The sequence below is a fragment of the Albidovulum inexpectatum genome (genome assembly GCF_002927635.1).
GTDB classification, from domain to species: domain Bacteria; phylum Pseudomonadota; class Alphaproteobacteria; order Rhodobacterales; family Rhodobacteraceae; genus Albidovulum; species Albidovulum inexpectatum.
Genome location: NZ_PRDS01000010.1, coordinates 80,825 through 96,212, shown reverse-complemented (window position 1 = coordinate 96,212; position 15,388 = coordinate 80,825). Strand labels below are relative to the sequence as shown.

The 15,388-nt window shown below is 64.9% G+C and carries 10 protein-coding genes; 4 read left to right on the top strand and 6 right to left on the bottom strand.

Features of this window, described 5'->3' with window-relative positions; genetic code table 11:
* Positions 1-415: 415 nt before the first annotated feature.
* The 3 genes from msrQ to clpB form a co-directional block, all read right to left on the bottom strand.
* Entirely contained in the window at positions 416-1,069 is a 654-nt protein-coding gene (msrQ, locus tag LV82_RS13470) for a protein-methionine-sulfoxide reductase heme-binding subunit MsrQ (protein WP_245873169.1), read from the bottom strand.
* A 4-nt stretch (positions 1,070-1,073) separates the two neighbouring features.
* Positions 1,074-2,006 (bottom strand): protein-methionine-sulfoxide reductase catalytic subunit MsrP, encoded by a 933-nt coding sequence (gene msrP, locus LV82_RS13465; protein ID WP_104072525.1) that lies wholly within the window; start codon positions 2,004-2,006, stop codon positions 1,074-1,076.
* Between the two features lie 150 nt (positions 2,007-2,156).
* Positions 2,157-4,772 carry an ATP-dependent chaperone ClpB gene (gene clpB, locus LV82_RS13460; protein ID WP_104072524.1) on the bottom strand — a complete coding sequence of 872 codons (2,616 nt, stop codon included), beginning with the start codon at positions 4,770-4,772 and terminating at the stop codon, positions 2,157-2,159.
* Between the two features lie 173 nt (positions 4,773-4,945).
* Between clpB and LV82_RS14985 the strand changes: the two genes are divergently transcribed.
* The 4 genes from LV82_RS14985 (at position 4,946) to LV82_RS13445 (ending at position 10,601) form a co-directional block, all read left to right on the top strand.
* Positions 4,946-5,101, top strand: coding sequence for a hypothetical protein (locus LV82_RS14985; RefSeq protein ID WP_170063442.1), 156 nt, complete (start codon positions 4,946-4,948; stop codon positions 5,099-5,101).
* A gap of 156 nt (positions 5,102-5,257) precedes the next feature.
* Complete coding sequence (pyrF, locus tag LV82_RS13455) at positions 5,258-5,968, top strand: orotidine-5'-phosphate decarboxylase (RefSeq protein ID WP_104072522.1); 711 nt, start codon at positions 5,258-5,260, stop codon at positions 5,966-5,968.
* Between the two features lie 396 nt (positions 5,969-6,364).
* A complete protein-coding gene (locus LV82_RS13450; RefSeq protein ID WP_104072520.1) occupies positions 6,365-7,636 on the top strand; it encodes a 4-aminobutyrate--2-oxoglutarate transaminase in 1,272 nt (423 codons plus the stop codon).
* A 127-nt stretch (positions 7,637-7,763) separates the two neighbouring features.
* Positions 7,764-10,601: an error-prone DNA polymerase gene (locus tag LV82_RS13445; RefSeq protein WP_104072519.1), complete on the top strand. Its 2,838-nt coding sequence runs from the start codon at positions 7,764-7,766 to the stop codon at positions 10,599-10,601.
* Here the strand turns inward: LV82_RS13445 and LV82_RS13440 are convergent.
* The 3 genes from LV82_RS13440 to dapE all read right to left on the bottom strand — a co-directional run bounded on the left by LV82_RS13440 (position 10,586) and on the right by dapE (position 15,386).
* Complete coding sequence (locus LV82_RS13440) at positions 10,586-11,842, bottom strand: lytic murein transglycosylase (protein ID WP_104072518.1); 1,257 nt, start codon at positions 11,840-11,842, stop codon at positions 10,586-10,588. The two genes, LV82_RS13445 and LV82_RS13440, sit on opposite strands and share 16 nt — an antisense overlap.
* Positions 11,843-11,929: 87 nt before the next feature.
* Positions 11,930-14,188 (bottom strand): ribonuclease R, encoded by a 2,259-nt coding sequence (rnr, locus tag LV82_RS13435; protein ID WP_104072516.1) that lies wholly within the window; start codon positions 14,186-14,188, stop codon positions 11,930-11,932.
* A gap of 46 nt (positions 14,189-14,234) precedes the next feature.
* On the bottom strand, positions 14,235-15,386 hold the full coding sequence (gene dapE / locus LV82_RS13430; protein WP_104072515.1) for a succinyl-diaminopimelate desuccinylase: 1,152 nt from the start codon (positions 15,384-15,386) through the stop codon (positions 14,235-14,237).
* Positions 15,387-15,388 lie beyond the last annotated feature (2 nt).

Sequence of the window (15,388 nt, the reverse complement as noted above, 5' to 3'; positions counted from 1 at the left end):
CGAAACCCCTAGTGAGCCGATATGCAGCGATCGATCCATCGATCCGGACCAAACCGCCCTCATATCTCTTCAGTATTCCAGCAATGTCAAAGAGCAGCAGAGACAAAACCAGCCGGAAGCGCCAAAACCCTATCAGCGCAACCGCCCATCATGCCTCCGATCAAACCCCGAAGAACCAGCAATCCATCGCCAGACCCCCAGGACCACCAGAACAACGCCCCGCGCCGTCCGGTGAGCCGCTATCTAGTCCCTCAAAAAAAACTCCGCAACCCCAAAATGAAGAAAAAATGACAGCGGACGTGATTTTTTCAGACCGATCAACGCGTTGGGAAATCTTCAATATCTCATTCCGGCCTGCCGGGACATAATGTTTCCGGACATGGCTTGACCTCGTGGCCGACTCGGTTGCCTTGGGTCAACCCGCGGACCCAGCCTGCCATCCGATGCGCAAGAAATGCCGCAGGCGAATTGCCTGGAAAGCCAGAATCAGCCCCAGATAGATGAACGGCTCCACCGGCCAGGCCTTCACCAGCCACACATAGTGAATCGCCCCGGCAAGCGCTGCGACATGCACCAGGCGGTGCAACCTGCGCCACCGCACGGGACCCATGCGGCGAATCGCGGAATCGGTGCTGGTCGCGGCCAGGGGAATCAGTGCAAGCAAACCGACAATGCCCGCTGTGACATATGGGCGTTTGGCGATATCGGCTGCGATCTGCCCCCAAAGCAGCCCCATGTCCAGAACCGCCCAGGTCAGAAAGTGCAAGCAAACGAACCAGAACGCGACAAGTCCGATTGCCCGGCGAAATTTCATCAGGTTCAATCGCAACAAGCGCCGCGCGGGCGTTATCGCAAGGCCCAGAACGATCAGCCGCAAGGCCCATATGCCAAGCGCGTGCTCCATGGCCTTGACCGGATCGGCCCCCAGGGCGCCCGTGATCGCCTGCCAGAACAGCAAGGCCGGATAGATCAATCCGGCCAGATAGATCGGCCAGGTTGGTACCGACCTGGCCAATGCATTGACCCTGTCCACCAGATTGGCGCCGCCTGCCAGCATCAGCCTGCTCATCGGCTCAGAAATCCACACGCAGATCCTGACCAGCATAGAGCCCCGCAACGTATTCGCCATAGCCGTTGAACATCTGCGTCTTCTGACGGCCTGCAAACAGACCCGCGCCGATACGACGCTCGGTCGCCTGGCTCCAGCGGGGATGATCCACGTTGGGATTGACGTTTGCATAGAACCCGTATTCGCGGGGGTTCTGCATGTTCCAGGTGGTCTTTGGCATACGATCCGTCAGGCTTATGCGGACGATCGACTTGATCGACTTGAAGCCGTATTTCCACGGGACCACCAGGCGGATCGGCGCACCGTTCTGCTTTGGCAACTCTTCTCCGTACAGGCCGGTTGCAAGAATCGTCAGCGGATGCATCGCCTCATCCAGCCGAAGCCCCTCGCGATAGGGCCAGTCCAGCACGGGCCTGCGCTGCCCCGGCATTTCGTCAGGGCGCACAAGTGTTTCGAACGCCACAAACCTTGCACCGGGCTTGACCCCCACGCGGTTCAGCAAGGCTCCAAGCTCGAACCCGATCCACGGGACGACCATCGCCCACGCCTCGACACAACGAAAGCGGTAGATCCGCTCTTCCAGCGCGACGCCACGGGTGAGATCGGACAAATCATATGTCCCCGGGCGCTCCACAAGCCCATCGATTCGCACAGACCACGGGTTCACCGTCAGCCGATGGGCATTGGCGGCCGGGTCGGACTTGTCCAGGCCAAATTCATAGAAGTTGTTGTAGCTGGTGATATCCTCGAAGCTGTTTGGCGCCTCGTCGGTCGAGTACCGCGAAGGCCGCGCCTGAAGCCGTGCCGCCGCCGGCTGGCCCAGCCCGGCACCCAGACCCGCGGCGCCCAGGCCCGCAAGAATCTGTCGGCGATTGAGGAACATCGACCTTGGCGTCACGTCGGACCACCGAAGATCGGGTTTGAAACGTCCTGGCATCTGCACTCTCCCAACATCTCTGGGGCCCAGATTAGGGTGCTCGCGCGCGAAGGCCAAATCACCGTCTGTCACGACTATGTTTGTGCATGAAACAAAAAGGGCCGCCCCTGTCCCGGGGCGGCCCGCTTCGTCACGCAAGTGACGGGATGACTAGTGGACGACGACATCCTCTGGCCTGGGCCGGGACGATGGCGAAAGCCGATCGCCGATGATCAGCCCGTCGCCGCCTGCCGTCACCGGAACCGTGTCGCCATCGTGGATCTCGCCGGCCAGAAGCATCTCGGCCAGCGGGTCCTGCAGGTGGCGCTGGATCACGCGCTTCAGAGGCCGCGCGCCAAAGACCGGATCGTAGCCTTCCTCGGCCAGCCAGCGGCGGGCGGCTTCGTCCACCTCCAGCGTGATCTTGCGCGCGGCAAGACGATCCTGCAGGCGACGCAGCTGGATCTCGACGATGCCGTCCATGTCCTTCCGCGTCAGCCGGTGGAAGATGATCATGTCATCCAGCCGGTTGAGGAATTCCGGCCGGAAATGGGCGCGCACCGCATCCATCACGTCGCGCCGCGCCTGCGCGATGTCACCACCTTCGGGCAATTGGCTCAACGCCTGGCTACCGAGGTTCGAGGTCAGGATGATCAGCGTCTGGCGGAAGTCGACCCGATGGCCCTGCCCGTCCGTCAGAACGCCGTCATCCAGCACCTGCAACAGCAGGTTGAAGACATCCGGGTGGGCCTTTTCGACCTCGTCGAACAGGATCACCTGATAGGGCCGGCGCCGGACTGCCTCTGTCAGGACGCCACCTTCCTCATAGCCCACATAGCCCGGCGGAGCACCGATCAGACGCGCGACCGAATGCTTCTCCATGAACTCGGACATGTCGATGCGCACCATCGCATGTTCGTCATCAAAGAGATACTCGGCCAGCGCCTTGGTCAGCTCGGTCTTGCCGACGCCGGTGGGGCCAAGGAACAGGAACGAGCCAAGCGGACGCTTTTCGTCCTGCAGCCCGGCGCGGGCACGGCGAACCGCGCGCGATACGGCCTCGACGGCCTCGCGCTGGCCGACGACCCGCTTGGAAAGCTCCTCTTCCATGCGCAGCAGCTTGTCGCGCTCGCCTTCCAGCAGCTTCGAGGTCGGAATGCCGGTCCAGCGCTCGACGACCTCGGCGATCTGCTCGGGCCGCACGGCCTCCTCGACCATGAGCTCGCCCTGGCTGGATTCGGCCTCGGCCAGCTGACGCTCCAGCTGCGGAATCACGCCATAGCTGAGCTCGCCGGCGCGGGCCAGGTTGCCCTCGCGCTTGGCGTGCTCCAGTTCGATGCGGGCGCGGTCCAGCTGCTCCTTGAGATCGCGCGCCTTCTGCAGCTTGTCGCGCTCGGCCTGCCACTTCGCCGTCATCTCGGCCGATTTCTCCTGCAGCTCGGCAAGCTCTTTCTCCAGCTTCTCAAGCCGATCACGCGATGCCGCGTCGTCCTCACGCCGCAGGGCTTCGGCCTCGATCTGCTTTTGCAGGATTTCGCGGTCCAGCGCGTCCAGCTCTTCGGGCTTGCTGTCCACCTCCATCCGCAGACGCGAGGCCGCCTCGTCCACAAGGTCGATCGCCTTGTCGGGCAGGAACCGGTCGGTGATATATCGGTGCGACAGCTGCGCGGCCGCGACCAGCGCCGAATCCGAGATCTTCACCCCGTGGTGAAGCTCGTATTTCTCGCGGATGCCGCGCAGGATGCTGATCGTGTCCTCGACCGAAGGTTCGTCGACATAGACCGGCTGGAACCGGCGGGCCAGCGCGGCGTCCTTTTCGACATATTTGCGGTATTCGTCGAGCGTCGTCGCACCGATGCAGTGCAGCTCACCCCGCGCCAGCGCGGGTTTGATGAGGTTCGCCGCATCCATTGCACCGTCGGACTTGCCCGCCCCGACAAGGGTGTGCATCTCGTCGATGAACAGGATGATCTCCCCCGCGGCGGCCTCGATCTCCTTGATCACGGCCTTCAGGCGCTCCTCGAACTCGCCGCGATATTTCGCGCCCGCGATCAATGCCCCCATGTCCAGCGCCATCAGACGCTTGTTGCGCAAGGATTCGGGCACGTCGCCATTGACGATGCGCAGCGCCAGCCCTTCGACGATCGCGGTCTTGCCGACGCCCGGATCGCCGATCAGGACGGGGTTGTTCTTTGTCCGCCGGCTCAGCACCTGCATCGTTCGGCGGATTTCGTCATCGCGCCCGATGATCGGGTCGATCTTGCCCTCTTCGGCGGCCTTGGTCAGGTCGCGGGCATATTTCTTCAGCGCCTCATAGCCTTCTTCGGCATTGGCACTGTCGGCCGTGCGGCCCTTGCGGATCTCGTTGATCGCGGCGTTCAGATTCTGCGCGTTGACCGCGCCCGCATCCAGCGCATCCTTGGCGCGCGTGTTGACCATGGCCAGCGCCATCAGGATGCGTTCGACCGGAACGAAGGAATCGCCCGCCTTGGTGGCGATCCTCTCGGCCTCGTCCAGAACCCGTACAAGCGACGGGTCGATATAGACCTGCCCATCGCCGCCCGAAACCCGGGGCAGCTTGGCGATCTGCTGCTCCAGCGCCTCGACCACGCGCGACGGCTCACCGCCGGCACGCTTGATCAGGTTCGAGGCCAGCCCCTGATCGTCATCCATCAAGGCCTTCAGAAGATGCTCGGGCAGGACTCTCTGGTGACCCTCCCGCATCGCGATCGTCTGCGCGGCCTGAAGGAAACCACGCGACCGTTCCGTGAACTTCTCGATGTTCATCGGCAATTCTCCTTTCGCAAGCCCCCGGTTCCCGGCCGCCCATCAAGGCGCGGCATCCGCCCGGGTCTCGTCCCTGAATTGGAAACGGCGTTTTCCCATTTCAAGGATCAAAAGCAACGAAATCGAAAGGTTCTTCCGGCCATATGGGGCTGTAACCAGCACAGGGGATTTCGATGACCCGCCTTCTTTTGGTGATCTACAACCTCGTTCTTGACCGCGTCGCTTCCACCATCGCCGTGCCGCCTCAGCTCATTGCCCTTTCGGGTACAAGCCGCGTGCCCTCTCGCCGGCTGCCCAGCCCTTTCAGCGCGCCCGGCATGCGCACCTGACCTGACCCTTGTTTCCCAACCGGCGGCCGATGCGTCGGCCGCGCCAAGGCTTCGGCAAGCGCGGTTTCTTGACAGGCCCGGTCCATCGCCCCATGACGGGCCAACCGTTTCGGGGCCCGCCGCCATGCCCCCCCCAGTGCCGGAAGGGAAGATGCCATGATACCAGCAGATGACCGCCTGATTGTCGCGCTTGACGTGCCGAACGCTGTTGCGGGGCTTGAGCTTGCCGATCGCCTGGGCGACCGGGTCAGCTTCTACAAGATAGGCCTGGGAATGCTGACCGGCGGCGGCCTCGCCCTTGCCAGCGAGCTGAAGCACGACCGCGGCAAGCGCATCTTCCTGGACATGAAGCTGTTCGATATCGGCGCGACGGTGGAAAACGCCGTGCGTGGCCTTGCCCAGTTCGATCTGGATTTCCTTACCGTCCACGGCGACCCGCATGTGGTGCGCGCGGCCAAGGAGGGGGCTGCGGGCAAGGAGCTGAAGATCCTTGCAGTCACCATCCTGACGTCGCTTGACCGCGCCGATCTGGACGCTGCGATGATCCGGTCGGGTGCGGTTTCGGATATCGTGACCGAACGCGCTGAACGCGCCTTTCTGGCCGGCGCCGACGGGGTCATTGCCTCGGCGCAGGAAGCCGCGCAGATCCGCGCCCTGCCCTCGGCCAGGGGAAAGCTGATCGTGACCCCCGGTATCCGCCCCTCGGGCAGTGCTCTTGGCGATCAGAAGCGCATCGCGACGCCGCGCGATGCGATCACGGCGGGTGCCGACCATATCGTTGTGGGGCGCCCGATCTGGGCCGCCAAGGATCCCGCTGCAGCGGCCGAGGCCGTGCTGCGCGAACTGGCGCAAGCCGAACGCGCGTGAACTCCAACGCAAGAAGGCATCGACCGAAGCCAGGCTCCGGTCGATGTCCTGTCCCGGTGGCGCATGCCATGGTCGATGGCATCCGTGAGTGATGACCGGGGTCCCAAGTCCTGTTCGCTGAGCGGCCCGAAAATTCCGAAATCCCGTTTGCCGCCAAATCCGCGCCGTCGCCCTGACCCTTGCACGGGCGAACGCGTGATCCCAATGTGACGCGATTCTTCCCCCAACTGCGAAGCATTCCTGCCGGCGGCGTCGCATCGGCCCAATATCGCCGATTCCGGCCGGATCTCTGGGCGGCTTGATGCAGATGCATGGGCTCGCCAGGCCAAAGACGAAGAAACTTGATCAAATTCGGGTGTGCAGCTATCCCAATCCCAATCGGCTCAGGAGATCACCATGAAGAACGATCAGATCGAAGCCCGCAGGCAGGCCGCCCTGTCACGCGGTGTCGGCGTGATGACGCAGATCTATGCGGATCGGGCGGAAAACGCGGAACTGTGGGATGCCGAAGGCAACCGCTATATCGACTTTGCCGGCGGAATCGCAGTGCTGAATACCGGCCACCGCCACCCGCGGGTCATGGCGGCGGTCAAGGCGCAGCTGGACCGTTTCACCCATACCTGCCACCAGGTCGTGCCCTATGAAAACTATGTACATCTGGCCGAACGACTGAACGCCATCGTTCCGGGCAAGGGCGCGAAAAAGACCATCTTCGTCACCACCGGCGCCGAGGCCGTCGAGAACGCGGTTAAGATCGCGCGCGCGGCGACAGGCCGGCAGGCGGTCGTGGCATTCACCGGGGGCTTTCACGGGCGTACCTTCATGGGCATGGCACTGACCGGCAAGGTCGTGCCCTACAAGGTGGGCTTTGGCGCCATGCCGGGCGACGTGTTCCATGTGCCCTTCCCGGTCGAGCTGCACGGCATGACGGTGCAGAAATCGCTGGATGCGCTGAACTACCTGTTCAAGGCAGATGTCGATCCGGCCCGCGTGGCCGCGATCATCCTGGAACCGGTTCAGGGCGAAGGCGGCTTCTACGAGGCCCCGCGCGAGTTCATGTCGGCCCTGCGCGAAATCTGCGACCGTCACGGCATCCTGCTGATCGCCGACGAGGTTCAGACCGGGTTTGCCCGCACCGGGCGGATGTTCGCGATGGAACATCACGACGTCGCCCCCGACCTGACGACCATGGCCAAGTCCCTTGCAGGCGGCTTCCCCCTGGCCGCCGTCACCGGCCGGGCCGAGATCATGGATGCGCCTGCTCCGGGCGGTCTTGGCGGCACCTATGGCGGCAATCCCCTGGGCATTGCCGCGGCGCATGCCGTCCTGGACGTGATCGAGGAGGAAAATCTCTGCGACCGCGCCAACCAGCTGGGTGCGCGGCTGAAACAGCACCTCGCCAGCCTGCGCGACGAGGTTCCCGAGATCGTCGACATCCGGGGGCCGGGCTTCATGAACGCGGTCGAGTTCAACCTCGACGGCGCGCCTTCGGCGGATTTCGCCAACCGGGTCCGGGCCGAGGCCCTGAAGCGCGGCCTGATCCTGCTGACCTGTGGCGTTCACGGCAACGTGATCCGGTTCCTTGCGCCGATCACGATCCCCGACTCCGTCTTCTCCGAGGCGCTGGAGAAGCTGACCGAATCGGTCCACGCCGCCCGCCGCGGGTAAATCACGTCCGATGAAACAGTGGGGCCGCCCAAAGACCTGGGCGGCCCTTTTCATTTGCAGCCGGCCGAAGGGACTCCAAAACAAGAACAAAACATGAATATAATGCGGGCTCACCGGGAATCGCGCCATGTTCGTCGAACTGTCCGCCACTTCGAACTTCACCTTCCTGACCGGCGCCTCGCATCCCGAAGAGATGATGTCGCAGGCGGCCGAATTCGGGCAGTCCGCCCTGGCGATCGCCGATGCGAACTCGGTGGCGGGCATCGTGCGCGCCCATGTCGAATCGCGCGAGATCCGCCGGCGCGCCGGCGCCGCGCCGCGTCTGATCCCGGCCGCGACGATCCGCCTGCGTGATGGCTTTGCCGTCACCGCGCTGCCGCGCGATCGGGCGGCCTGGGGCCGGCTGTGCCGCCTGATCTCGACTGGCCGGCTACGCGCACCCAAGGGCGAATGCCACCTGGATATCGGCGATCTTCTGGACTGGGGCGAAGGGATGGAGATGCTGCTGCACCCACCCGAAGCCCGCGCGCCGGGTTCTCTCTGGCAGGCCCATGCCACGCGCCTGATCGAACGGTTCGGCCATCACGGCCTGTGGCTGATGATGGCGCCCCGCTATGACGGCGCGGACGGGGCGCGCTTTTCCGCGCTGGCGCGGCTGGCACGCGATCTGGGGCTGAAGACCGTCGCATCGGGCCGCCCGATCATGCATCGCGGGGCACGGCGGCGGCTGGCCGATGTGCTGACCGCGATCCGCCTTGGGCGGCGGGTCGACCAGCTGGGCCGGGCCGCGCTGGCCAATGCCGAACAACGCATGCGCAGCGAGCCCGAGATGTTGCGCATCTTTGCCGGGCACGAGGCCGCCGTGCATCGCAGCGCGGAAATCGCCGCGCGATGCAGTTTCTGTCTGGACGAGCTGCGTCACGAATACCCTTCGGAAATCAGCGCGGGCGAATCCCCGCCTGACCGGCTGGCACGCCTGACGCGTGAAGGTCTGAACTGGCGCTATCCCGGCGGCGTCCCCGACCGCGTACGCGCCATGGCCGACCGCGAACTGGCCCTGATCCGCAAGCTGGGCTATGAGCCCTATTTCCTGACCGTGCGCGACATCGTCGCCTTTGCCCGCGATCGGGGCATTCTGTGCCAGGGGCGCGGCTCGGCCGCCAATTCCGTCGTCTGTTACGCGCTGGGCATCACCTCGGTCAGCCCCGAGATCGGCACGATGGTCTTCGAACGCTTCGTGTCCGAGGCGCGGGACGAGCCGCCCGACATCGACGTCGATTTCGAACATGAACGGCGCGAGGAGGTGATCCAGCACATCTATGAAAAATACGGGCGCCACCGCGCCGGCCTGTGCGCCACGGTCATCCATTATCGGGGCAAGCGCGCCGTGCGCGAGGTGGGCCGCGCGATGGGCCTGTCGCCCGACACCATCGCCGCCCTGTCCAGCCAGATCTGGGGCTGGGGCGGAGCCGAGGTTTCGGCCGACAGGATGCGCGAGATCGGCCTGGACCCATCCGACCGACGTTTGACTCTGACCTTGTCGCTGATCGAACAGATCCAGGGCTTTCCGCGCCATCTGTCACAGCATGTCGGCGGCTTTGTCATCACCGAAAACCGGCTGGACGAACTGGCCCCGGTCGAGAATGCCACGATGGAGGGGCGTACGGTCATTCCCTGGGACAAGGACGACATCGATGCGCTGGGCATTCTGAAGGTGGACGTTCTGGCACTGGGCATGCTGACCTGCATCCGCAAGGCGTTCGACCTGATCGAACGCCACCACCGCCGTCGGCTGAGCCTGGCCACGATCCCGCCCGAAGACCCGGCCGTCTATGACATGCTGTCGCGCGCCGATTCGATCGGGGTCTTCCAGGTCGAAAGCCGCGCCCAGATGAACTTCCTGCCCCGGATGAAGCCCAGAACCTTCTACGATCTTGTCATCCAGGTCGCGATCATCCGGCCCGGCCCCATCCAGGGGGACATGGTTCACCCCTTCATTCGCCGCCGCAACGGGCACGAAGCCGTCAGCTTTCCCTCCGACGCGCTGGGCGCGGTGCTGGGCAAGACGCTGGGTGTGCCGCTGTTTCAGGAACAGGCGATGCAGATCGCGATCATCGGTGCGGGCTTCACCCCCGAAGAGGCCGACCGCCTGCGACGCGCTCTGGCCACCTTCAAGAAGCGCGGCAATGTCACGGAATTCCGCGACCGGTTCCTGGCCGGGATGAAGGCCAATGGCTATGACGAAGACTTTGCCCAGCGCTGCTTTTCCCAGATCGAGGGCTTCGGCTCCTATGGCTTTCCCGAAAGCCACGCGGCCAGCTTCGCGCTGCTCGTCTATGCTTCGGCCTGGCTGAAGCGGCACCATCCGGGCATCTTTGCCTGCGCCCTGCTGAATTCCCAGCCGATGGGCTTTTACGCCCCCGCCCAGATCGTGCGCGACGCCCGCGCCCATGGCGTGACCGTGCTTCCAATCTGCGTCAATGCCAGCCTATGGGACAACCGCATGGAAGAGATGCCCGACGGATCGCTGGCGCTTCGGCTGGGCTTTCGCCAGATCCGTGGCCTGTCGCAAGAGGATGGAGAGTGGATCGCCGCCGCGCGCGGCAACGGCTATCGCGCGGTCGAGGATGTCTGGCGCCGCGCGGGCATCGACATGCGCGCGCTGACCCTTCTGGCCGAAGCCGACGCCTTCGCGTCGCTCGGCCTGTCACGGCGCGAGGCGCTGTGGGCCGCCCGCGCGCTGGGCCGCGACCCGCTGCCATTGTTCGCCGGCGACATCGACGGCGAAGCCATCGCCGAACCCGCAATCACCTTTGCCCGGATGAGCGAGGGCGAAGAGATCGTCGAGGATTACGCCGCGATGCGCCTGACCCTGCGCCGCCATCCCGTGGCCCTGTTGCGCGACCGGCTGACTCCGCCCGATCGCGACGTGCCCGGGACAGGCGGAACTCACCCCCCGGCCTGACGCAACTGCTCCAGCAGCACATGGCTGGCATAGCCATCCGGCACCAATCCGCGCGCCAGCTGATAGGCGCGGATCGCCGCGATCGTGTTGGGGCCGATTCGTCCATCCACGCCCTGCGTGTCGAACCCCGCCCGGGTCAGCCGTTCCTGAAGCTCCCGCCGCTCGGCGGTCAGAAGAACCCGATCCTCGCGCGGCCAGTCTGCCCGGAAGGGGTCCGCACCCGCAAGCCGATCGGCCAGATGCCCGACTGCGATCACATAGGCATCCGCCGGGTTGTAACGCTCGATCACCCCGAAATTGTCGAAGATCATCAGAGCCGGCCCGCGCGCGCCCGCGGGCAGCAGGATCTCGGCCATGCCCTGATCGGGCATCACACCGCCCGATACCGGACGCAGGCCCAGCGCTGCCCATTCGGCAACGTCGCGCCGCCCCTCAGGCCCGGCCAGCGCGAAATCGAACCCGTCGGGCAGCTGCACTTCCAGCCCCCATGGCTGACCCTTGCGCCACCCGTACCCCGCCAGATAGGCCGCCGCCGAGGCCAGCGCGTCCGTCGGGTCATCGCCCCAGATGTCGCGCCGCCCGTCACCATCGAAATCGATCGCATGGGCGTGCCAGGCACTGGGCATGAACTGCGTGTGCCCCATCGCCCCCGCCCAGCTGCCGCGCATCCGTTCCGGCGCTATGTCGCCCGACTGAACGATATGCAGGGCCGCGATCAGCTCGCTCTCGAAAAAGGCCGCCCGTCGGCCGTCATGCGCCAAAGTCGCCAAGGCCTCGATCGTCGGGATATTGCCCCGTACCGCGCCATAGGCGCTCTCAAGCCCCCATATCGCCGCCACGATCTCGCGCGGGACGCCAAATGCGGCCTCGATCCGGTCAAACAGCGCGGCATGTTCGGCCAGCCTTCTCCGTCCATCGCGGATTCGAGCCTCGGAGACGGCACTGTCGAGATAGTCCCAGATCGCCAGATTGAATTCGCCCTGGTTGCGATCGCGCTGCAGCACATCCGTGTTGACCTCGATCCCGGTCAGCGCGCGGTCCAGCACGTCGTCCCGAAGCCCTGTGGCCAGGGCACGCCGGCGGAACGCATCCATCCATGTCGAAAAATCCAGATTTGCCGCCACGTTGCGAACCTGTCCCGATTCCGCCATTTCGCTTTCCTGTACGGCGACGGCACCGGACTGGGCCGCGCCCGGCGCGATCCACATGCACAGAACCGCCATTGCAGCCGATGGACGCATGACCTGCCCGCCTTTCCTGCCTGTCTTCACTCTAGGTCAGGGCGGACAGCGGGCAAGTCCGGATGTCCATGGAAACATGCAACTGGCCTATTTCCGCCGTCGCACCACCTTGCGCGTCGAGCTCTTGCTGCGTGCCTTTTCCCTGTTTGCCTTGCGCGCGGCGGGCGCGCCCCTGCGTTTTCCCGAACGGCCGGATGGCAGGGCGCGACCCTCGATCTCCAGCAGCTCCAGCGTCAGCCCACCGGTGACGGGCACCGCTTCGGTCAGGCGCACCGTCACCCGCTGACCGATTCCGATCTCCAGCCCCGATTGCGAGCCCATCAATGTCTGGCGCTCCGGGTCATAGTGGAAGAATTCGCGCCCCAGATTGCGGACCGGGATCAGCCCGTCGGCGCCCGTCTCGTCCAGCTTCACGAACAGGCCAAAGCGCGTGACACCACTGACGCGGCCCGTGAACTCGCTGCCCACACGTTCGGACAGGTAGGCCGCCAGATAGCGGTCGGTCGTGTCCCGTTCGGCGGCCATCGACCGGCGTTCGGTTTCCGAGATGTGCCGCGCCGTTTCCTCCAGATGTTCGATATCCCAGGGCGACAGGCCATCCTTCCCCCAGCCGTGGCCCGAGATCAGGGCCCGATGCACGATCAGGTCCGAGTAACGCCGGATCGGCGAGGTGAAATGCGCATAATGCTTCAGCGCCAGACCGAAATGGCCGAAATTCTCCGGGTTGTAATAAGCCTGCGTCATCGAACGCAGCGTCGAGATGTTCAGCAGCTCGTCGAAATCGGTTCCTTCAGCCTGGGTCAGCAGCCGGTTCAGATGCTCGGTCCGCAGCACCTGCCCCTTGGCCAGCGTGAAGCCCGATGCTTCGGCCACCTCACGCAACGCGTCCAGCTTTTCGGGGCTCGGCTCCTCGTGCACCCGAAACAGCAGCGGCCGCCGCAGACGGACCAGTTCCTCGGCCGCCGCGACATTGGCAAGGATCATGAACTCCTCGATCAGACGGTGCGCATCCAGCCTTTCCCGGAAATCGATCGAGACGACACGCCCGTCCTTGTCCAGCACGATCTTGCGCTCTGGCAGATCAAGGTCCAGGGGCTGGCGCACGGCCCGTTCGACCTTCGCGGCCTCATAGGCGGCATAAAGCGGCCTTATCACGGTATCCATCAGGGCCGCGCAGCGGTCGTTCGGCTGGCCGTCCTGCGCCTTTTGCACTTCCTCGTAGTTCAAGCTGGCCCGCGATTCGATCATCGCGCGGGCAAAACGGTGCGACAGCTTGCGCCCCTTGGAATCCAGCTTCATCCGAACGGCGATCACGGGACGGGGCACGCCCTCGTGCAGCGAACACAGGTCCGCCGACAGCCTTTCCGGCAGCATCGGCACGACACGATCGGGGAAATAGGTCGAATTTCCCCTGCGCCGGGCCTCGCGGTCCAGAGCCGTTCCGGGACGCACGTAATGCGCCACATCGGCGATTGCGACCCATACGACATGCCCGCCTTCGTTCTTCGGATCCGGATCGGAATGGGCGTAAACCGCATCGTCGTGATCGCGCGCATCAGCCGGATCGATCGTGACGAAGGGCAGATGCCGCAGATCCTCGCGTTCGCCCAGCGGCGCGGGCTTCAGCTTCTCGGCCTCGGCCAGGACCTCTTCGGGGAATTCGTCGGGAATGCCGTGCTGATGGATGGCGATCAGGGAAACGGCGCGCGGCCCGCTGGGATCGCCCAGACGTTCGACGATGCGCGCGCGCGGCAGGCCAAGACGGCCGCGGGGCCCGAATTCCTCGGCCTCGACCAGTTCGCCATCCTTTGCGCCCATGGTGGCATCGCGCGCCACCACCCATTCGCGATCCGCCCCCTTGTCGATCGGGACGATGCGGCCACCTTCCGCGGCCTTGCGGAAGATACCCACCACTTTCTTCGGTGCGGCGCCGACCTTGCGGATCAGCTTTGCCTCATACTGGTATCCCTCGCCCCGGACCTCATTCACCCGGGCCAGAATGCGGTCGCCCGCGCCCAGCGCCGGGTCCGAGCGGCGCGCGACATACAGAACGCGCGGCGGCGTGCCCTCGCCATGCCATTCCAGCGGCTGGGCTAACAGATCGCCGTTTTCATCGGGTGGCAACAGGGTCAGAACCGTGACCGGCGGAAGCTTTTCGGGGTCGCGATAGCTGCGCTTGCGGCGCGACAGGCTGCCTTCGGCCTCCAGCTCCTTCAGCAGACGCTTCAGCTCGATCTTGTCGGCACCTTTCAGGCCGAATGCCTTGGCAATGTCGCGCTTGGCCGACAGGCCCGGATTTTCCGACACCCAGTCAAGGATCTCGCTTTTCGATGGAATGCGCGCCATGGTCGTCCTTATCCCGCCACATCACTGGCGATTGCCGTGCAAGAGATCACGCGAAATAATCCCGAAGGATTCGCGCGTAGATCGCCTTCAACTGATGAATCTGCGCCACTTCGACGCGTTCGTCCACTTCGTGCATCGTGCGGCCGACCAGACCGAATTCGACGACCGGGCAATGGTCCTTGACGAAGCGCGCATCCGACGTGCCGCCCGACGTGGACAGGACCGGGCGCAGGCCGGTTTCGGCCTCGACCGCGCGCATGACCAGATCGATGAAAGGTCCCGGCGGGGTCAGAAAGCTTTCGCCCGAAACCTGCACATCCAGATCGAATTCCACGCCGGTCTGCCCGGTCACCTCCTGCGCGCGCTGCCGCAGCATTTGCTCCAGCGAGCGTGAATCATGCGCGTCATTGAAGCGGATATTGACCCGCGCCGTGGCGCGCGCGGGTATCACATTGGTCGCGGTATTGCCCGTGTCGATCGTGGTGATGGCCAGGGTCGAGGGCTCGAAATGCTCGGTCCCCTGGTCCAGCGGCGTCGAGGCCAGCCGATCCATCAGCCGCACCAGCGCATGAAGCGGATTTCGGGCGCGGTGGGGATAGGCCGAATGGCCCTGCACCCCGCGCGCCGTGAAAGTGACCGACATCGACCCGCGTCGCCCGATCTTGATCATCTCGCCCATGCGATCGGGGCAAGTCGGCTCGCCCACAAGACAGACGGACATCGCCTCGCCCCGCGCCTTCATCCAGTCCAGAAGCGCAAGCGTCCCGTCGCGGCCGGGGCCTTCCTCGTCTCCGGTGATGGTCAGGATGACGGCGCCATCGGGCGGGGTTGTGCGCACGAAGTCGATCGCCGCGGCGATAAAAGCCGCAACCCCCGACTTCATGTCGGTCGCGCCCCGCCCCCAAAGATAGCCACCATCGATCTCGGCGCCGAAGGGGTCATGAGTCCAGGCCGCATGATCCCCGACGGGCACCACATCGGTATGGCCGTTGAACCCAAAGCTGCGATCCGCGCCGCGTGCGCCCCAGCGCGCAAAGAGGTTCGGCGTACCGTTGCGGTCCACCCGGTGGCATTCAAACCCCGCGTCGCTCAGCAGCCCCTGCAACAGGGTAAGCGCGCCGCCCTCTGCTGGCGTGACGGACGGACAGCGCACAAGATCAGCCGTCAGGACAACCGGGTCGATTGCAGTCGATGCCATTG